The organism is Mycetocola saprophilus, from assembly GCF_000718085.1.
Taxonomy (GTDB): domain Bacteria; phylum Actinomycetota; class Actinomycetes; order Actinomycetales; family Microbacteriaceae; genus Mycetocola; species Mycetocola saprophilus.
In genome coordinates, this window is record NZ_JOEC01000001.1 from 942510 (window position 1) to 961578 (window position 19069).

A 19069-nucleotide genomic window follows, 5' to 3' on the forward strand; every position below is an offset into this window, starting at 1 on the left:
AACACAAACGGGCTAGCGCTCGGGGGTGTCGCTCCCCCATCCATAAAACAGCTGTTCGAAGACCGCTCGGGCACGACGGGTGATCCGGAGGTAGTCCTGCTCCAGATCCCCGGCGGATCCGGCCGGATACTCCAGGATGCGGGCGATGCCCTCCAGTTGGTCTCGATCTCGGGGTAAAACGTCGGTAGTGCGATTCAACCACAGGGTCATGGCCGAGCGCATGCGCGACGCAAACAACCATGCTTTTTCGAGCTGATCGGCGTCTTCCTGACCCACAAACTGGTGACGCTGGGCGGCGTGCAGGGCATCCAGCGTGCTGGTGGTGCGCAGCTCGGGGATCCCGGCCGCATGCTCCAGCTGAACCAGCTGGGTGAACCACTCCACATCGCTCAGCGAACCGCGCCCCAGCTTCACATGCCGGGTGGGGTCGGCACCCTTGGGCAGGCGCTCCCCCTCCACCCGGGCCTTGATCCGGCGCACCTCGCGCAGCTCGGCCGCGTCGATGGACACGGGGTAACGCACGGTGTCGGCCAGCGCGGTAAAGTCCGCACACAGGGCCGGGTCGCCGGCGATCGGGCGGGCCCGCAGCAGCGCCTGCGCCTCCCAGGTGAGCGACCAGCGGGCATAGTAGGCGCGGTAAGAGTCCAGCGTGCGCACCAGGGCGCCATTGCGCCCCTCGGGGCGGAGGTCAAGGTCCAGATCCAGCGGGAGGCGGGCATCCTGACTCAAGCGGCTGAGCTCGGTGGCGATCTTCCCGGCCGCGCGGGCGGCACGCTCGGGGTCGAGGGCGACGGGGCGATACACGTAGATGATGTCGGCGTCCGAGCCGAAGCCCAGTTCACCGCCCCCGAGGCGTCCCATCCCGATGATCGCAAACTCCAGCTGGGTGCCGTCGAGGGTCGCGTCCTCGCGGATCAGATCCAGCAGGCCGCCGATGGTCACCTCGGTGATGACCGTGAGTCCGGTGGCGATGGTGCGCACGTCGCACACCCCGAGCACCGAGGCCAGGGCGAGTCGCAGGATCTCCCGGCGACGCACCCGCAGTACCGCGCGAGCCGCACGGTCGGGCTCGCTATAGCGGCTGCGGATCGCCCGGACCTCGGCCGCCAGCGCGGCCTCATCCCGCGGATGCATCAGGGTGTCGGATTCCAGCCAGGCCGCGGCCTCGGGGAACTTATCCAGCAGCTCGCCGATGAAGCGTGATCCGCTCAAGACCTTCGTCAGGCGCTCGGCTACCCCCGAGGAGTCCCGCACCATGCGCAGGAACCAGTGGGTGCTGCCCAGGGCATCGCTCAGCCGACGGAAGGCGAGCAGCCCGTAGTCGGGGTCGGCGCCGTCGGCCAGCCAGCGCAGCAGCACCGGGAGGAGGTTGCGCTGGATCGCCGCGCTGCGGGAAATGCCGTTGGTCAGCGCGGCAATGTGCGCGAGGGCTCCGGCGGGATCGCGGAAACCGATCGCGGCCAGGCGCGCGCCGGCGGCCGCGGTGGTCAGGCGGGTCTCGTCCATCCCCAGCTCGGCCACCGCGCTCAGCAGCGGACGATAGAACAGGCGCTCATGCAGCTGGCGCACCCGCTGCTTGGTGGCCTCCCAGCGCCGCACCAGATCGCCCCCAGAGGCGGCCAGGCGGGAGCCGCGGGCAAGGATGCGCAGGGCGTCATCCTCGCGCGGCATCAGGTGCGTGCGACGCATCTGCTGAAGCTGAAGTCGGTGTTCGAGGACCCGAAGCAGGCGGTAGTCCGCCATGAATTCGCCGGATTCCTCGCGCCCGATATATCCGGCATCCGCTAGGGCGCGCAGCGCGGCCACGGTGCCGCCCACCCGCACGCTCTCGTCGGCGAAGCCGTGCACCAGCTGCAGCAACTGCACGGTGAACTCGATGTCTCGCAGTCCCCCGGGGCCCAGCTTGAGTTGGAAGCTCACGTCTTCGGCCGGGATGTTGGCGGTCACCCGCTCGCGCATCCGCTGCACCGACTCAACAAAGTTTTCCCGGCCCGAACTCGCCCACACCAGCGGATCGATCGCCCGGTGGTAGCGCTCGCCCAGCTCGGCGTCGCCGGCCAAATGCCTGTGCTTAAGCAGGGCCTGGAACTCCCAGCTCTTGGCCCAGCGGTCGTAGTACGCGAGGTGGGACTCGAGGGTGCGCACCAGCGCGCCCTGCTTGCCCTCGGGACGCAGGTTGGGGTCCACCTCCCAGAGCGCGGGCTCGATCGCCGACTCCGAGATGCTGCGCATCAGGATCGTGGCCAGCCGGGTCGCGATCACGATCGCCCGCTGGTTGTCGATGTCGGCGTCCTCGGCCGCCTCGGCGACAAAAATGACATCCACATCGCTCACGTAGTTGAGCTCGCCGGCACCGGCCTTGCCCATGCCGATGATCGCCAGCCGGGTCGCGGCGACCTCGTCGCGCGGGAAGCGGGGCAGCTCTCCCGCGGGATCCGCGGCCACCGAGCGGGCGATGAGCAGCGCGGCCGAGAGCGCCGCGGCGGCCGCGTCCGAGAGCGCCCGGGCCACACCATCGAGCACATCGCGGGGATCCTCGGCCTCGGTGTCCACCCGGACGATGCGCAGCACCTCGCGCCGGTAGGCCACCCGCAGGGCGATGACCGCCTCACGCTCGGGCAAGCTCGCAAACCCGTCCTCCTCACCCACGGCGAGGGCCAGACGCTCACGCATCTCGCTGGCGGTGGGCAATACCAGGGTCGGTTCGGCCAGCACCCGGCTTTCCTCGGGGTGGCGCAGCAGGAATTCGGCCAGCCCCTCGGACACGCCGATGACCCGGATCAGCGCGCGACGCCAGAACGGGTCCTGGGCAATCTCGCTCAGCAGATCCGGTCGGGTCTCCCCCAGGCGCAGCAGTGTGCGCAGCGCCTCATCGGGATCGGCGGCCGCCGCGAACTCCTCCAGGGTGTCCGGCTCCACCGGCCACCCCACCTCACCCAGCTGCTCGATGAGGGTGCGGGCGGCGGTGAGCTCGGCAAACCCGATCCGCGCGAGGACACTGAGGCCCGTGGCCGGACGCGGCACCGCTAGAGAATTTCGATGTTCTTGGCGAGCTCGTACGGCGTGACCTGCGCGCGGTACTCGTCCCACTCCTGACGCTTATTGGCCAGCACGTAGTTGAACACCTGCTCGCCCAGGGTTTCGGCGACCAGCTCGGAACGCTCCATCAGCGAGATGGCGCTGTCCAGGCTCGAGGGCAGCGGGGCGTAGCCCAGCGCGCGACGCTCGGCGTCCGAGAGCGACCAGACATCGTCCTCGGCCTCCGGCGGCAGCTCATAGCCCTCCTCGATGCCCTTGAGGCCCGCGGCCAGCAGCAGCGAGTAGGCGAGGTAGGGGTTGGCCGCCGAGTCGATCGCGCGGTATTCAACCCGGGCACTCTGACCCTTATTGGGCTTATACAGCGGGACGCGCACCAGGGCCGAGCGGTTGTTGTGACCCCAGCAGGCGTAGCTGGGAGCCTCGGCGAGGTTGTTGCTGCCGACGCTGCCCCACAGGCGCTTATAGGAGTTCACAAACTGGTTGGTGACCGCGGTGATCTCCGGTGCGTGGTGCAGCAGCCCGGCGATGAACTGGCGACCCACCTTGCTCAGCTGGTACTGCGCACCGGCCTCGAAGAACGCGTTGGTGTCGCCCTCGAACAGTGAGAGGTGCGTGTGCATGCCCGAACCGGGCTGGTTGGACATCGGCTTGGGCATGAACGTGGCGTACACACCCTGCTCGATCGCGACCTCCTTGATGACCGTGCGGAAGGTCATGATGTTGTCGGCGGTGGCCAACGCATCGGCGTAGCGCAGGTCGATCTCGTTCTGTCCGGGACCGGCCTCATGGTGGCTGAATTCCACCGAGATGCCCAGGTCTTCCAGCATCCGCACGCTGCGACGGCGGAAGTCGTGTGCGGTGCCCCCGGGGACGTTGTCGAAGTAGCCGGCCGAGTCCACCGGAATCGGACCCTCGGGACCGATCTGCGCGGACTTCAGCAGGTAGAACTCGATCTCCGGGTGGGTATAGAAGGTAAAACCGCGGTCGGCGGCATGCGCCAGCGCACGCTTCAGGACGTTACGCGGATCGGTGTTCGCAGGCTGACCATCCGGGGTCGTGATGTCGCAGAACATCCGGGCCGTGGGGTCCTGGCCGCTGCGCCACGGCAGGATCTGGAATGTCGAGGGGTCCGGGTGGGCCAGCAGATCCGATTCGAACCGACGGGACATGCCCTCGATGGCCGAACCATCAAAGCCCAGGCCCTCGGTGAAGGCACCCTCCACCTCGGCGGGGGCGATCGCGACGGATTTCAAGGTACCCACAACATCGGTGAACCACAAGCGTACAAACTTCACGCCGCGCTCTTCAATCGTCCGCAGGACGAAATCTCGCTGCTTATCCATGGGCTCCTCTTTCCCGCGACCGCACGTGCTCGCTGTGTCTAGATTAGTGGTTCGAGCACCCCCGCCGGAATGGGGTGACGGGTGTTTCGCGCAGTCGAAACACCCTGTTTACATTGGACTAGTCGTTCTCGGCGTCCTCGCGTGCCCAACGCTCGGCATTTTCTCGCAGTTTGTCCATCGCGTGGGCGGCCTCCTCGCGGGTTTCGAAGGGTCCCACGCGGTCGGCGGCGGGCGACACGAGTCCCTGCTCCACCGCTCCGGTGCGGGAGTTGTACCAATACTGGGTTGTCGGATCGGTTGCCATAGTTCCTCCTTGATCAGGGCCTAGACTGATCCTATGCCTCAGGACTCCCTCGGAAACCTCATCCCCGGTATCGTCTCGCCGCAGCGTCACGTGCCCGCCCACATTCCGCGACCCGAATATGTGGGGAAGGCGGCGCCCGCCCCGTTCACCGGTTCGGATGTCTATTCGGCCGAGGATGTGGAGCGTATTCGTCGCTCGGGCCGCCTGGCCGCCGATGCGATCGCCCTGGTCGAGGAGCACGCGGTCCCCGGAGTCACCACCGACCGGCTGGACCAGATCGCCCACGACTTCCTGATTGCCCACGACGCCTACCCGTCCACGCTGGGCTACCGCGGATACCCCAAGTCGCTGTGCAGCTCGCTCAACGAGGTGGTGTGCCACGGCATCCCCGATGACACCGTGCTGCGCGACGGCGACATCCTCAACATCGACATCACCGCCTACCTGGACGGGTTCCACGGCGACACCAACCGCACGCTGCTGATCGGCAACGTGGCCGAGGAAACCCGCCTGCTGGTCGAGCGCACCGAGGAGGCCCTGCGCCGCGGCATTCGCGCGGTGGCCCCGGGTCGCGAGGTCAACGTGATTGGGCGCACCATCGAGGCTTACGCCAAGCGTTTCGGCTACGGGGTGGTCCGCGACTACACCGGACACGGTGTGGGTGCCGCGTTCCACTCGGGCCTCATCATCCCCCACTACGACTCGGCGCCGCGCTACAGCGACGTGATGGTCCCCGGCATGGTCTTTACCATCGAGCCGATGCTGACCCTGGGCGGAATCGAGTGGGATCTCTGGGCGGATGACTGGACGGTCACCACCCGGGACAAGAGCCTCACCGCGCAGTTTGAACACACCCTCGTGGTCACCGAAACCGGTGCCGACGTGCTGACCCTGCCGAGCGCAAAGTGAGCGCCCCGCACGCCGCACGCGCCGTCGGCATCGACATCGGCGGAACCGGAATCAAGGGTGGCATCGTGGATCTCGCCTCGGGCGAGCTGATCAGCGACCGGGTCAAGATCCTCACCCCCGAGGGTGGACGGCCCGACGACATCATCAAGACGGTCGCCGAAATCATCGACCGCCTGGGACCGGACGCCGAATCCGTCCCCCTGGGTGTCGCATTCCCGGCGATTGTACGCGGGGGAAAAACCATGTCCGCGGCCAACGTGTCCAAGGAGTGGATCGGCCTGGATGCTCACGCGCGCTTCGGCGAGGCGCTCGGACGTCCGCTGACCTTCGTCAATGACGCCGACGCCGCCGGTTTCGCCGAATCGGAGTTCGGGGCCGCCCGCGGCGAGGACGGGCTGAGCCTGGTTATCACCCTGGGCACCGGCATCGGGGCGGGCGCCGTCTACAACGGCACGCTGATTCCCAACTTCGAACTCGGCCACCTGGAGATCGACGGGCACGACGCCGAAACCCGCGCCTCCTACCGCGCCAAGGAGCGCGACGACCTGGACTGGGCCGAGTGGGCCGCACGCCTCCAACGCTACTTCGAGACGCTGGAGTTCCTCTTCTCCCCCGACCGCATCATCGTCGGCGGCGGTGTCTCCAAGCACCACGAGCACTTCCTGCCGCTGCTCACACTCGACGCCCCGATCATGCCCGCGGTACACCGCAATAAGGCGGGCATCCTGGGGGCTGCGGCCTTCGCGGCCCGCGCCCAGTAGACGCGGAAACACCGCGGCCCCTCCGAGTATTCGGAGGGGCCACGGCATTTTACGTGGTGGGAATGGGCCGACTCTTACGCCGGGTTCTGTCCCGAGGGAAATCCCTCATGGGCGACCATCTATCTAGGCCCGCCGTTGCCGACGGGCTCAAGCAATCTACCCGGAAACGGGACGAGCAGCCCCATGGTTTCCTGTCTGATCTTGCTCCGAGCGAGGTTTACCAAGCCGGCCGGGTCACCCCGGTCGCTGGTGGGCTCTTACCCCACCGTTTCACCCTTACCCCCGGAAAACCGGTGGCGGTCTATTCTCTGTTGCACTGTCTCGCGGGTTACCCCGGGTGGATGTTATCCACCGCCCTGCTCTGTGGAGCCCGGACGTTCCTCGTCATCGTTGCCGATGCCGCGATCGCCTTGCCGACCCATTCACCACTACTGTAGCGCGCGCGGCGCCCGCATCCCATTCGGGACCGGCGCGGCGCACGCCGCAGCGGCTAGGCCTGGGTCTGGCCCCAGAGGCCGGACTCCTCGGTGCGAACCATGATCGCCGAGCACTCGGGGCACTGCAGCACCTCGTCGAGACCGGCGTTACGCACGGCCTCCAGCTCGTTGCCGGTGGAGGCAATCTTGCAGGCACCACAGGCACCACGCTGGAACAGGGCCGCACCCACACCGCCGCGCGCCCGCACCCGCTCGTACAGGGCGAGCAGGGGCTCGTCCATGCCGATGGTGAGGTTGCCACGCAGGTTTTCCTGGGCCGAAAGCTCCTCGGCGATGACCTCAAGGGACTCGTCCCGGCTGGCCTCGACGGTCTGGATCTGCCCGGTAATCTCGGCCTCGGCGCTGCGGCTGCCGTCCAGGACGGCCTGGGCGGCCTCGACGGCCTCCATGCTGATCAGCTGCGCCTCATCCAGCACGCTGCGACGCACGCGCAGCGACTCCAGCTCGGCCTGAATGCCACTGAGGGCCTGCGGGTTGGCACTGCCGGATTCGATCAGCTGGTTGTCGCGGGCGATGCGTGCATCCACCACAACCGAGTCGGCCTCGAGGCGGTCCAGCTCCACCTTGACGTCCTCGAAGCTGCCGAGGTCGCGGGCCAGGGTTCCCCGGGCGGCGTCACGGTCGGCCTCCAACGAGGTCAGGGCGGCGAGCTCGGGCAGGCTGACTCGACGGTGGGCGAGCTTGGTGATCTCGGCGTCGATGGCCTGCAGGTCGAGGAGTTTGGCTTGCGCGGCGGCGGTGGCTTTCACGGGTTCTCTTTCGCTGGGAGTGGGAGGCATGGTGTCACTGGGTGACAACAAAGTCCCACGGGTCGGTGCGGATATCGCTCACCGTGACGGTGAGTTCGGGCAGGGAGGCACGGAGCTGCGCGGCGGCGGCATCCAGCCACAGCCATTCGCTTGCCCAGTGCGAGGTATCGATGAGTGCGGGGCCCGACCCCAGCAGCGCCTGTTCGCGCGCCTCGGATGCGGGATGGTGACGCAGATCGCTGGTGATGTAGAGGTCGGCACCGCGGACGGCGGCCTCGCCCAGCAGGGAGTCACCGGCACCGGCACACAGCGCGATGGTGCGGATCTCCCGGTCGTATTCTCCGGCCGCGCGGATTCCCGTCGCGGTCGCGGGGAGGATCTCGGCGAGCTCGCGCGCGATCTGACCCAGGGTCTTGGGCTCGGGCAGGGTGCCCACCCGGCCAATCCCGCGGGTCGGGGATTCACCGGGCAGGATGGGTGTGGTCTCGACCAGACCCAGGCGATCGGCAAGAACCTGCGAGGTACCCGCCTCGACCACATCGGCGTTGGTGTGGGCGGCCAGAAGGGCGGCGCCACCACGAATCAGGGTGTGGATGACCGATCCCTTATAGCGGTCGGCGGCCACCGAGGTCACCCCGCGCAGGAGGAGCGGATGGTGGGTGATCAGCAGCTGGGCACCCACCGCCAGGGTTTCGGCGGCGGTTTCGGCCACCGGATCCACCGCGAGGTGCACCGCGGAGACCTGCTCGCGTGGGTCGCCGGCGATCAGCCCGGACGCATCCCAATCGGATGCGCCACGCGCCGGCCAGAGGCGTTCGGTCACGTCGAGGATCTGCTGCAGTGTGTAGGTCACGACTCCAGGATACGGCCTCCCGGACCCCGCGCGCTCCGGGCATGCCGAGAACGCGGCGCACGGAACCGACGCGCGCGACGCTTCGACACACCGAGGCCACATTCAGACCCCGGGTTTAGGATTGAATCCCGTAGCGACCAGCGCCGTTCCCTGCTTCCCGTCCCCCGAACCGGAAGGAGGAGCAATGAGCTCCGATCACGAAATCAATTTCCGCACCCGCAAGTGGGTGCGTCCCGAGGATCTCAACGCGAATGGCACCCTGTTTGGTGGGAGCCTGCTGCGTTGGATCGATGAGGAGGCGGCGATCTACGCGATCCTCCAGCTGGGTAACCACCGCGTGGTCACCAAGCTGATCTCGGAGATCAACTTTGTCAGCTCCGCCAGACAGGGCGACATTATCGAGATGGGTCTGCGCGCCACCCACTTTGGTCGCACCTCGCTGACCATGCGCGCCGAGGTGCGCAACATGTTCACCCGCCAGTCGATCCTGACCATCGAGAAGATCGTGTTTGTGAACCTGGATGAATCGGGCACCCCGGTCCCCCACGGCTATGACACGATCACCCTGAATCGTGACCGACTGCCGCACGGCATCAGCCCCGCGGATATCGTGACCGTCTAGCCGACACACCCCGCGAACCCGAGGGTCCCCGACCCCAGGACCTCACGACCTCACGACCTCACGACCTCACGGGCCCACAGGCCCACAGGCCCACAGGCCCACAGGCCAGCATCGCCCCACGTCGCCCCCGGAACCCGCTTCCGGGGGCGACGCGTGTTTCCTCGACCGACAGATAGTAAATCCTTTTGATTTACTATAAAGTGGCATCAGAGCCCGAGCGCGAAATTCATGCTCGCCCGCACCGTCCACATCACCGTCGAAAGGACCCCCGCGTGACCTCCCCCCTGATCCTCTCCGGCAACGCCGCCGCCCCCGGAACCCCGCTTACGCACTACTGGAGCACCGTGGTCGGTGCCGGCCGCGCAAACGAGGGCCTGCGCGCCGACTGGCAGCGCCAGCTCACCGAAGCCCGCGCGGTTGCCGACTTCCGCTATATCCGCTTCCACGGACTCTTCCACGACGACATGTTCGTCTACACGGAAAAGGAGGACGGCACCCCGGTCTTCAACTTCCAGTACGTGGATGCACTGGTGGACGCGCTGCTCGACATCGGCATCCGCCCCTTCGTGGAGCTCGGCTTTAGCCCGCGCGCGCTGGCCCGGGAAACCGAAACCGTGTTCTGGTGGGGTGCCCACGGTGCCCCGCCCACCGACTCCGCACGCTGGGCCGAGCTGGTCGACCGCCTGATGCGACACTGGATCCGCCGCTATGGCCTGGCCGAGGTGCGCACCTGGTATTTCGAGGTCTGGAATGAGCCGAACCTCTGGGGCTTTTTCCACGGCACCCGCTCGGAGTACTTCGAGCTGTACCGGGTGAGCGCCGAGACGATCAAGGCCATCGACCCGGGTCTGCGCGTGGGCGGCCCGGCAACCTCCAACTTCGTGCCCGACACCCGCTTCGATGGGGAAAAGGAGGACTTCGGTGCGCAGATCGTGGCCGGCCGCGACGACCTGGACACCCTGGACTGGCGCCCGGTCTGGCTCGACGCCTTCCTGGAATACTGCGCCGCCCACAACCTCCCGGTGGATTTTGTCTCCACCCACCCCTACCCCACCGACTGGGCGCTGGATGAGCACGGCCAGGGCGAGAAGCTAACCCGCGGCGTGGATGCCACCCCGACCGATCTGGCCACCATTCGTCGCATCGTCGACGAGAGCGTCTACCCGAACGCCGAGATCCACCTCACCGAGTGGAGCTCCTCCTCCTCGCCGAGAGACCACACCCACGACACCGTGCCCGCGGCGACGTTTGTGGTGCGCACGATCCTGCACTCGATCGGCACCGTCGACTCGCTGGCCTACTGGGCCTTCACCGACGTGTTTGAGGAGGGTGGCGCCGGGGACGAACTCTTCCACGGAGGTTTTGGCATGTTTACCCTGCCGGGCATCCCCAAGCCGACCCTGCACGCCTACCGCATGTTGAACGGCCTGGGTGATGAGCTGATCGCGCGCACCGACGGCACGATTCTCAGCCGGGACGCGGAATCTGGGCGCCTGAGCGCGCTGGTCTACCACTATCCGAGTGAGCAGCCCAAGTCGATCCCCGCGTCCTTTGATTCCCGCGAGGTCGCCGATGCCAACGGTCGGATCGGCTCGCCACGGACCCTGAGTATCCGTCTGGAAGGGCTCGCTCCGAGCACCCGTTTCGAGGTGGAAACCCTGGATCTGGAACACGGCAACGCAATCGCCGAGTGGCGGAAACTCGGCGAGCCCGAGGCCCCGACCCGCGAGGAACTGGCGCTGATCAACCGCGGCGCGCGTGCCACCGCCCTTTTCACGGTTTCAGCCGATGAGAGTGGTATTCTCGCGAGTGAATTAGAGGTTTCCCCCTGGGCGATTGTTGCGTTGCGACAACTACCCTAGGCCCACGCAGCACGGTGTGGGCGACGGCAGCGCAGCCGTGGCCCACACCCCGTTCAGTCCCGGAAGGAAATTCGCCACCCATGGCCAGACCCTCGCACCTCACCGAGCAGACGCCGGTCTCCGCGCGCCGCGGCACCAACCTGCCCCGCCTCAAGAACTTCAACGAGTCGGTGGTCCTGGATTCGCTGCGTCGCGCCCCCGACGGGCTGAGCCGGGTCGAGCTGGCCACCGCGAGCGGGCTCTCGGCGCAGACGGTCTCGAATATCTGCCGCCGGCTGATCGATCAGGGCGTGATTCTGGATGAGGGCACCGTGGTTCCCTCGGCTGCCGGGGTCGGGGGCAAGCGGCGCACGCTGCTGCACCTGAACCCCGACGCCTACTATGCGATCGGTGTGCACCTGGACCCGGCGGTCGCCACCGTCGCGGTGCTGAACGTGACCGGCGCGGTGCTGGCCGAACGCCGCCACCCGATGCACGATGTGACCGAGCCCGACCGGGTTCTCGGAGATATCGCCCGCCTGGTGTCCGAGCTGATCGAGAGTGCGAAGCTTCCGCGGGACCGGATCCTGGGTCTCGGGGTGGCTGCCCCCGGCCCGATCGACCTGGATTCCGGGGTCATCATCGATCCCCCGCAGCTGCGGGGCTGGGGTCGTGTCCCCGTACGGGAGCGCCTGGCCGAACTGACCGGGCTGCCGGTCATTCTGGACAAGGACGTGACCGCCGCGGTCATCGCCGAGCGCTGGGCCGCCGGGCCCGCGGCCGCCGATGTCGACACGTTTGTGTTTTTCTATATCGGCACCGGATCGGGCATGGGCCTGGTGGTGAACGACACCGTGCTGCGCGGCGTCTCGGGCAACGCGGGCGAGGTGGGCGGATTGGATGCGTCCTGCACCACCCGAGACCTGGCGGAGGAGGGGGTGCGCCGCGGCGTGCTGACCGGGCTGAGCCTGCCCGTCTCCCCCACCGAGGCCGAGGACGCCCTGGTCGACCTGGTCCGCATCGCCCACGATGGTGACGCCGAGGCCCGCGACATCATCGACGGCTGGGCGCGCCGGGTTGGCCGCGGAGTTGCCGCCGCCGCAACCCTGGTGGATGCCCCACTGATCATCTTCGGCGGTCCCGCCTGGACCCTGCTGGCCGAACGATTCCTGCCGATCGTGCGCGAGATCGTGGACGCCTCCCCGTTTGTGGAGAAGACCCGCGAGACGGTGGTCACCACCAGCGCCCTGGGCGACGCCGTCGGCGCCATCGGCGCCGCCTCCCTCGTGCTCGACACCCTGCTCTCGGTCCAGCCGCAGTCGCTGGTGCTGCAGTAGGAACCGCCCAACCGCCGCCTCTCACGCAGGAACCCCGTTGTGATGTTTCACAACGGGGTTCCTGCGAATCAGGGCACCGGGGCTACGGACGCTGGGCCGCGCCGTCGGTCGCGCGCAGCAGGGCCCAGCGGTCGTGCTGTCCGGGGGCGGTGACCGGGTACTTCCGGGCGGCCGCCTCGTCGAAGTCCACGCCGAGGCCGGGCTTGGTGCTCGGGTAGAGCACGCCGCCCCGGGCGACCGGGGCACCGGGGAACACCTCGAGAGTGGCCTCACGGAATCCGGCCGCCTCCTGCACGCCGAATGCGTGGGAGGACACGTTCATCGCCACGTTCGCCGCCTGGCCGAGCGGACTGACGTCGCCCGGGCCGTGCGGGGCCGAGCGCACGCCGAACAGTTCGGCGGCCGCCAGGATCTTGCGGGTCGTGGTGAGCCCGCCCAGGGTGGGGATCCGTAGCCGGGCGAAGTCGATCGAGCGGGTGGTGAACAGGCGCGTGTACTGGGACGCCTCGGTGTACAGCTCTCCCACCGCGAGCGGGGTGGATCCGGCCAGGCGCATCTCGGCAAAGTGATCGGCGTCCTCGGGAGCCAGCAGGTCCTCCACGAAGAACAGCCGGGCGGGCTCAATCTCGGTCATGAAGCGCCGCGCCTGGGCGGGGGTCAGTCGCTCATGCGAGTCGTGCAGCAGCTCGACACCGTCGCCCACCAGCGAGCGGATCTCGGCCAGCACCGGCGGGACGTGGTGCAGGTAGGACAGCGAATCCCAGCGATCCTCGCGCAGGTGCCGGCGACGCTCCTCGGCGGCATCGGCGGCGGCGGTTCCGTAGGTGTCGGTCCCGGGCACGGCAACCTGCACACGCACGTGACGGTAGCCCTTCTCGGTGGCGGCCAAAACCTTGTCGGCAATCTCGCCGGCGGTGAAGCCATCCACGTGGGTGTAGGCGGCGGCACCATTGCGGGCGCGTCCACCGAAGAGCTCGTGCAGCGGCAGGCCCGCGCGCTTGCCGGCGATGTCCCACAGGGCCACGTCGATCCCGGCCAGGGCGTTATTGGCGATCGATCCACCGCGCCAGTAGCCACTATTTAGGAGTAGGCGGTGGATGTCCTCGATGTCGGCGGCGGGGCGGCCGATGATCATCGGGGCGAGGTAGTCGTTGACCACCGAGGCGATGGCCAGGGTGCGCTGCGGGTCGCTCGAACAGCCCAGTCCATACAGGCCGGGCACGTTGGTTTCGACCCGGACGATCACGTAGGGGCAGCCCTGTGGGGCGGTGAGGAAGGTGGTGACGCCGGTGATCCGCACGGTGTCGTCGCGGTCGAGGTCGGCGGGGTCGATGTCCCAGGGTGCGCGGGCCAGCACCACACCATCGGTGGGCTCGGCGGCGGTGAGGGCGAAGGGGAGATCGGGCGAAGTCGTCATTGTCTAGCGTTCCGTTTCGGGGTGGTGGCTGCTTTGCCAGGGGTCTTGGAAACGTGTCCCACACGGATTTTTGAATCCGCGTTGACACAGTCTATCAAATTGATTTAGATTCGTCATGTGTTCACCAACGACGGCAAACACCAACCCCCAGCGAAAGGCACCACACAGTGAAAAGACATCGGAGTCTCACACGAACAGCGGCTTTAGCCACAACCCTGACCCTTGGCCTCGCCCTCACCGCCTGCGCCTCCAGCGGCGATAACGCGGGAGGCGGCGACGGAAAGTCGCTGACCCTCTGGACCTTCAAGCAGACCCACGCCACCGCCCTGGAAAAGACCGCCGAGGATTTCAAGGCCAAGACCGGGATCACGGTCAAGGTGCAGGCGATCACCCCGGATGACGCGTTTGTCACCAAGACTCAGGCCGCCGCCAAGACCGGTGACTTCCCCGACCTGCTCGAGGTCCACTCGCGCGGCGAGGACTTCACCTTCGGCGCGGCCGGGCTGTTGGAAAACCTGGCGGACAAGATCACCCCCGAGTGGGACAAGAACTACCTCGAATCCGTGCGCAACGAGGGCACCGTGACCGCGGCGGACTTCAAGTCCTCGCAGGAAACCGGGTCGAAAATCGCCGGCGTCGAGGAGGGGCAGCGCCTGAGCGTGCCGCTGACCATCGGCACCTTCGGCATCGTCTATGCCAACAAGGAGCGTCTGGCCGCCGCGGGCATCACCGAGGCCCCCAAGACCTGGGAGGAGTTCATCGCCGCCCTGGATGCAGTCAAGAAGACCAACCCCGACAACGGCGGCGTGACGATCGGGCTCAAGTCCCCCTCGACCGGCCTGGAATGGTTGATGCAGCCGATGGGCTTCGGTCAGCTGGGCAAGGGCCCGTTCGAAGCCCTGTTCACGGATGACAAGTCCAAGAACTGGAGCTCGGAGAACGGCACCAAGGTGCTCAGCGAGTACAACAAGATCACCCCGTACTGGATGCCGGGCTCGCAGACCCTCGACATCGACCAGGCCGACCTGAGCTTCGCCCAGGGCAAGTCCTCGTTCCTGGTGGGTGGCACCTTCACGCTCTCCTTCCTCAACCAGAACGGTTTTGACACCGAGAACCTGATGACCTTCCCGGTCCCCCCGCCCGCCGACGGCGCGGTCAAGGATCTGGCGCTGGCTCCGTTCTCACTGACGGGACTCTCGCTGTCCTCCACATCCAAGAACAAGGATGCGGCGCTCAAGTTCATGGAGTTCGTCTCCGAGCCCGACAACGCCAAGAAGTTCTCCACCAACGCCCTCGACCTCGCCCCGGTTGACCTCGGCGCGGACCCCTCCACGGAGGTCGGCCCGGTTCTCGGTGCGATGATGGCGGCGTTCGGCGAGGCCGGACCCAACACCTACAACCCGGGCAACACCTCCTACCGTCCCAACCAGTACGACCCGGGTGACGTGGGTGCGCTGCTGATGAACATGACCCCGCTCGCCCAGACCGATCCGGCGCAGACCGGGTCCAAGATGGCCGAGCTCATCGACTCCTACTGGGTCACCCAGAAGGGCTAAGCAATGACCAGCCACGTTACTCCCGACTCCGCACTGCGCGGGGTCGGGGGTGACGGGGACCAGAACGGTCCCCGCCACTCCCCCCACACCGCGGCGGCCACCTCGTCGCCGCCCGCGACGGACGCCACCGCTCTCGCCGCCACTCCGGCATCCGCCACGGCTGCCGCGTCGAACTCCGCGCAGAAATTCGCTCAGAAATCCGCTCGGGGTTCCGCTTCGGGCCCGGCTAAGACGCGGCGCCCCCGCATCCGCTACAACCGCACCGAATCCCGCTGGGGCTACGCCTTTGTGGCCCCCGCCCTGATCCTGTTTGCGATCATGGGTGTGTATACGATCGGCTACGGCCTGGCGCTGAGCTTCGCCCGCTGGAACGGCTTTAGTCCCAACTGGGAATGGGTCGGCTTCCAGAACTTCACCGACCTTCTCTTCGGCAGCAAGACGTATGCACCCCGCGTGCAGGCGGCGGCCCTGAACACCCTGTGGGTGTGTATCGCGGTACCGGTGCTGACCATCGCGGTGAGCTTTCCGTTGGCCATCATCCTGAACTCGGCCAAGCGATTCCAGGGCATCCTGCGCTCGGTCTACTTTGTGCCCTACGTCACCACCGGCATCGCCGTATACCTGGCGTGGCAGTACATCCTGGAGCCCAACGGGGCGATCAACGGCCTGCTCAGGGTGCTGGGACTCGGGTCCCTGACCCAGCCGCAGGGCTTTCTCGGCAACCCCGATACCGCCCTGCCCACGCTGATCATCGTGCTGGTCTGGTCGGCGGTCCCGGTGGCCATGCTGCTCTACCTCACCGGTTTGCAGTCCCTGGACACCTCGGTGTTTGAGGCCGCCACACTCGACGGCGCGGGATGGTGGCGCACCAATACGTCGATCGTCTGGCCGCTGCTGCGTGCCACCACCGGCATCGTGTTCCTGCTGAACCTGCGCGATGCGCTGCAGGGCTTCCAAATCTTCCTGATCATGACCAACGGCGGGCCGGGCAACCACACCAACGTGCTAGGCCTGGAAACCTACCGCCTGGCGTTCCTGTCCGAGCTCTCCCCCACCCTGGGCTTGGCCAGCGCCCTCGGCTGGATGCTGTTCCTCGCCGCGCTCGCGATCGCCCTGATCAACCAACGACTCGAGAAGAGGGCCCAGTAGTGGTAGACCTCGCCCCCGCGCCCAGCGCGCGAAAAGCCCCCGCATCCTCGCCCTATACCCCCAAACCCTGGTACACCCGACTGTTTAACCTCAGCGGGAAAACCGTGGTGGGTCTGGTGCTTGGACTCTACGCGGTGGTCAGCCTGTATCCGTTTGCCTATATGGTCTCGGCGGCCTTCAAAACCACCGAGGAGGTCAACGCCGGCAACAACCTGATCCCGGCCAATCCCACCCTCGACACCCTGATCGACACCTGGAATCGGCTGCACTTCTTCGACTATTTCCTGAACAGCCTCTGGGTCACCGGGGCCACGACCCTCGGCGTGATCGTCATCTACTCCTGCGCCGCCTACGCCTTCTCGGTGCTGCGCTTCCGCGGCAAGACGCTGCTGTTCCGACTGTTCCTGGTGCTGCTGTTTGTGCCAGGCGTGGTCACCCTGCTGCCGGTGGTGATGTTGGAAAACGAGATGGGCATTCTGGGGACGCACCTGGGCCTGATCCTGCCCTTCATCAACGGATCGGCCCCGCTGGCGATCCTGCTGCTGACAAACGCGTTCAACGCGGTCCCCGGGGACCTGCGCGAGGCCGCCCGTGTGGACGGTGCCGGGGAGCTGCGCATTTTCTCGCGGATCTACCTGCCGCTGGCGCGGCCCGCACTGATCACCATCGCGCTGCTCACCGCGATCCCCACCTGGAATGAGTATCAGCTGACCCGCGTCTCGCTGAACGATCCGACTCGCTACACCCTGCCCATTGCCCTACAAAGCCTGCAACAGGGCGACACTGTTCAGTACAACACGCTCATGGCCGCGGCCCTGATCGTGGTGATTCCGATCATCATCCTGTTCTTCAGTCTGCAGCGCTACTTCGTGAACGGCCTCGTCGGGGCCGTGAAAGGTTAGGAACCTTCGTGAATACCATCTCCCCCACCCTCGTGATCACCGGTGCGGCCGGCGGGATCGGCGGTCCGGTCGCCCGGGCCGCCCTCGACGCCGGCTACCGGGTGATCGCCGCAGATCAGGCCCCGTTCGAACTGCCCGGCGCGGCCGCCACCCTGGTGGGCGACCTGCGCGACCAGGCGGTCGTGGATGCGGTGTTTGACGCCGCCGGGCCCGATGTCTATGCGGTGCTGCACCTGGCCGCGATCCCCTCACCCGGTCAGTTTGATGATCATGACACCCTGGTGCGCAACGTGTCCTCGGCCTACCGGGTGATCGGCACAGCCGGCGAGCACGGCGTCCGCCGGATCGTCGCGGTCTCCAGCGCCTCGGCCGTGGGCTTCGCCTGGGCCGACCGTGATCTGACCCCGGACTACCTGCCGGTGGATGAGGACCATCCGATCGTTGCCGTGGATACCTACGGCCTCTCCAAGGTGTTCATGGAGCAGATTGCCGCGTTTACCCACCGCCGCTGGCAGGTGCCGACCATCACGCTGCGCTTCCCATTTGTGGGCACCGGCGAGCGCCTGCGGTACCGCCTGGACGAGATGGCACAGTCCCCGGCAACGGGCAGTCGCGACCTCTGGGCGTGGCTGGACACCCGGGATGCGGTGACGGCGATTCTGCGTTCGGCGGAGGTGCCCTTCGAGGGGGCCGAGGTGCTTAACATCAGCGCACCGGACACCATGTCTCCCTGGCCCACGCGAGAAATCGTCGCGGCGGCCTTCCCGAGCCTGACGGTCCCGGACCGGGTCGGCGAATACGGCGGACTCTACGACACCACCCGAGCCGCAGAACTGCTGGGCCTCACCGAGTATCACGGCTGGCGTGCCGGTGCCTAGCGCGCCGGCCCTCGACTCCACAGGGGTATCTCAGGCTCCGGATTCGCACACCCTGGTTTCCCTCACCCGGGACTCGCTCGGCGCACAAATCGATCCGATCGGGGCGCGCCTGGACTCGCTGATCTATTCCCAAGACGGCGGCGATCCGGTCGAGCTGCTCTACCGACGTGAGCCCGAGCCGGACCTGCCCACGGATGCACCGGGGTCCAACGGGCAGTGGCACCGACGCTATGCCGGCGGCTGGCACACCCTGGTCCCGCACTCCGGAGATGAGCGCAGAGTGGACGGGATCGCCCAGCCCTTCCACGGGGAGGCAGCCTGGAAAACCTGGCGGGTTTCAGCGGCGACCACTGCCCAGGGCTCGGCAGCGCGGGTGCACGCGAGCGTGACGCTGGACACGGTTCCGATACTACTCGAACGTGTGTTCGAACTAATCGACACCACACTGCGGATCACCCAGCGCGCAACCAACCTCGGCGAGCGCCCGCAGCCGATCAGCTGGGCCGAACACCCGGCGTTTGCACCACCACTGGTGGGACCGGGGCTCGGCATCACGCTCGGCGAGAGCGTGCTCCCGCTGCACATCCCCGCGCCGCCGGAGACCCACGGGGCGTTTGCCGCGTATCCGTGCGGCGCCATCGGACGTGCGGTCCTGGATAATCCGGTATCCGGACTGCGCGCCACGCTGGAGTGGGATGCCGAGCTGTTCCCCTATGCGTTCATCTGGCAGGAGCACCGGGCATCGCAGGGCTCCCCCTGGCATGGGATCGCAGACGTTCTGGCGGTCGAGCCCTCGGTGCGTCCCTACGATCCCGAGGATGAGCGTCTGGGCCCGCTGGTCATCGCGCCGGGCGACACCATCGCCACCACCTTCACGCTGACCCTGGCCTAGGCAGCAAACGGACGGCACCC

16 protein-coding genes and 1 other RNA gene are annotated in these 19069 nt (G+C 67.2%); 10 read left to right on the forward strand and 7 right to left on the reverse strand.

The features are described from left to right. Positions 1-12 precede the first annotated feature (12 nt). The 3 genes from IE92_RS0104135 to IE92_RS0104145 all read right to left on the reverse strand — a co-directional run bounded on the left by IE92_RS0104135 (position 13) and on the right by IE92_RS0104145 (position 4686). Positions 13-3024 carry a bifunctional [glutamine synthetase] adenylyltransferase/[glutamine synthetase]-adenylyl-L-tyrosine phosphorylase gene (locus IE92_RS0104135; protein WP_030143610.1) on the reverse strand — a complete coding sequence of 1004 codons (3012 nt, stop codon included), beginning with the start codon at positions 3022-3024 and terminating at the stop codon, positions 13-15. A gap of 2 nt (positions 3025-3026) precedes the next feature. Beyond that, a complete protein-coding gene (locus tag IE92_RS0104140) occupies positions 3027-4382 on the reverse strand; it encodes a glutamine synthetase family protein (RefSeq protein WP_030143611.1) in 1356 nt (451 codons plus the stop codon). 118 nt (positions 4383-4500) lie between these two features. Beyond that, the gene (locus IE92_RS0104145) at positions 4501-4686 is read right to left on the reverse strand and encodes an SPOR domain-containing protein (protein ID WP_030143612.1); all 186 of its coding nucleotides are present in this window, start codon (positions 4684-4686) and stop codon (positions 4501-4503) included. A 33-nt stretch (positions 4687-4719) separates the two neighbouring features. Between IE92_RS0104145 and map the strand changes: the two genes are divergently transcribed. Further along, a complete protein-coding gene (gene map, locus IE92_RS0104150; protein ID WP_030143613.1) occupies positions 4720-5595 on the forward strand; it encodes a type I methionyl aminopeptidase in 876 nt (291 codons plus the stop codon). Further along, positions 5592-6356 (forward strand): polyphosphate--glucose phosphotransferase, encoded by a 765-nt coding sequence (ppgK, locus tag IE92_RS0104155; protein ID WP_030143614.1) that lies wholly within the window; start codon positions 5592-5594, stop codon positions 6354-6356. Before map ends, ppgK begins: the two co-directional genes overlap by 4 nt. Positions 6357-6415: 59 nt before the next feature. Here the strand turns inward: ppgK and rnpB are convergent. The 3 genes from rnpB to IE92_RS0104170 all read right to left on the reverse strand — a co-directional run bounded on the left by rnpB (position 6416) and on the right by IE92_RS0104170 (position 8455). After that, positions 6416-6777, reverse strand: an RNA gene (gene rnpB, locus IE92_RS17185) — RNase P RNA component class A. Positions 6778-6846: 69 nt separating this feature from the next. Beyond that, complete coding sequence (locus IE92_RS0104165) at positions 6847-7602, reverse strand: zinc ribbon domain-containing protein (protein ID WP_051701869.1); 756 nt, start codon at positions 7600-7602, stop codon at positions 6847-6849. 34 nt (positions 7603-7636) lie between these two features. Continuing rightward, complete coding sequence (locus tag IE92_RS0104170; protein ID WP_030143617.1) at positions 7637-8455, reverse strand: Nif3-like dinuclear metal center hexameric protein; 819 nt, start codon at positions 8453-8455, stop codon at positions 7637-7639. Between the two features lie 184 nt (positions 8456-8639). On the opposite strand from IE92_RS0104170, the gene IE92_RS16400 reads away from it, so the two are divergent. The 3 genes from IE92_RS16400 to IE92_RS0104185 all read left to right on the forward strand — a co-directional run bounded on the left by IE92_RS16400 (position 8640) and on the right by IE92_RS0104185 (position 12255). Continuing rightward, positions 8640-9077 carry an acyl-CoA thioesterase gene (locus tag IE92_RS16400; protein ID WP_081864069.1) on the forward strand — a complete coding sequence of 146 codons (438 nt, stop codon included), beginning with the start codon at positions 8640-8642 and terminating at the stop codon, positions 9075-9077. Between the two features lie 272 nt (positions 9078-9349). After that, entirely contained in the window at positions 9350-10939 is a 1590-nt protein-coding gene (locus IE92_RS0104180) for a GH39 family glycosyl hydrolase (RefSeq protein ID WP_043321992.1), read from the forward strand. A gap of 80 nt (positions 10940-11019) precedes the next feature. Further along, positions 11020-12255, forward strand: a complete 1236-nt coding sequence (locus tag IE92_RS0104185; RefSeq protein WP_030143620.1) for an ROK family transcriptional regulator — start codon at positions 11020-11022, stop codon at positions 12253-12255. 82 nt (positions 12256-12337) lie between these two features. Here the strand turns inward: IE92_RS0104185 and IE92_RS0104190 are convergent, their stop codons facing one another. Next, positions 12338-13672, reverse strand: a complete 1335-nt coding sequence (locus tag IE92_RS0104190) for an enolase C-terminal domain-like protein (protein ID WP_030143621.1) — start codon at positions 13670-13672, stop codon at positions 12338-12340. 167 nt (positions 13673-13839) lie between these two features. On the opposite strand from IE92_RS0104190, the gene IE92_RS0104195 reads away from it, so the two are divergent. Genes IE92_RS0104195 through IE92_RS0104215 form a run of 5 tightly spaced genes read left to right on the forward strand, consistent with a single transcriptional unit; the run spans position 13840 to position 19049 of the window. After that, on the forward strand, positions 13840-15228 hold the full coding sequence (locus tag IE92_RS0104195) for an ABC transporter substrate-binding protein (protein ID WP_081864068.1): 1389 nt from the start codon (positions 13840-13842) through the stop codon (positions 15226-15228). 3 nt (positions 15229-15231) lie between these two features. Beyond that, positions 15232-16377: a carbohydrate ABC transporter permease gene (locus tag IE92_RS0104200; RefSeq protein WP_211250748.1), complete on the forward strand. Its 1146-nt coding sequence runs from the start codon at positions 15232-15234 to the stop codon at positions 16375-16377. After that, complete coding sequence (locus IE92_RS0104205; protein ID WP_211250749.1) at positions 16377-17279, forward strand: carbohydrate ABC transporter permease; 903 nt, start codon at positions 16377-16379, stop codon at positions 17277-17279. The genes IE92_RS0104200 and IE92_RS0104205 overlap by 1 nt, the downstream gene beginning before the upstream one ends. Before the next feature lie 8 nt (positions 17280-17287). After that, positions 17288-18157 carry an NAD-dependent epimerase/dehydratase family protein gene (locus IE92_RS0104210; protein ID WP_030149826.1) on the forward strand — a complete coding sequence of 290 codons (870 nt, stop codon included), beginning with the start codon at positions 17288-17290 and terminating at the stop codon, positions 18155-18157. Further along, positions 18150-19049 carry an aldose epimerase family protein gene (locus IE92_RS0104215; protein WP_156027386.1) on the forward strand — a complete coding sequence of 300 codons (900 nt, stop codon included), beginning with the start codon at positions 18150-18152 and terminating at the stop codon, positions 19047-19049. Before IE92_RS0104210 ends, IE92_RS0104215 begins: the two co-directional genes overlap by 8 nt. Positions 19050-19069 lie beyond the last annotated feature (20 nt).

Bases quoted from the DNA above. Each gene is read 5' to 3' on its own strand.
- IE92_RS0104145 (WP_030143612.1), bottom strand. From the start codon at position 4,686: ATGGCAACCGATCCGACAACCCAGTATTGGTACAACTCCCGCACCGGA.
- IE92_RS0104140 (WP_030143611.1), bottom strand. From the start codon at position 4,382: ATGGATAAGCAGCGAGATTTCGTCCTGCGGACGATTGAAGAGCGCGGC.
- IE92_RS0104185 (WP_030143620.1), top strand. From the start codon at position 11,020: ATGGCCAGACCCTCGCACCTCACCGAGCAGACGCCGGTCTCCGCGCGC.
- IE92_RS16400 (WP_081864069.1), top strand. From the start codon at position 8,640: ATGAGCTCCGATCACGAAATCAATTTCCGCACCCGCAAGTGGGTGCGT.
- map (WP_030143613.1), top strand. From the start codon at position 4,720: ATGCCTCAGGACTCCCTCGGAAACCTCATCCCCGGTATCGTCTCGCCG.
- IE92_RS0104200 (WP_211250748.1), top strand. From the start codon at position 15,232: ATGACCAGCCACGTTACTCCCGACTCCGCACTGCGCGGGGTCGGGGGT.
- IE92_RS0104190 (WP_030143621.1), bottom strand. From the start codon at position 13,672: ATGACGACTTCGCCCGATCTCCCCTTCGCCCTCACCGCCGCCGAGCCC.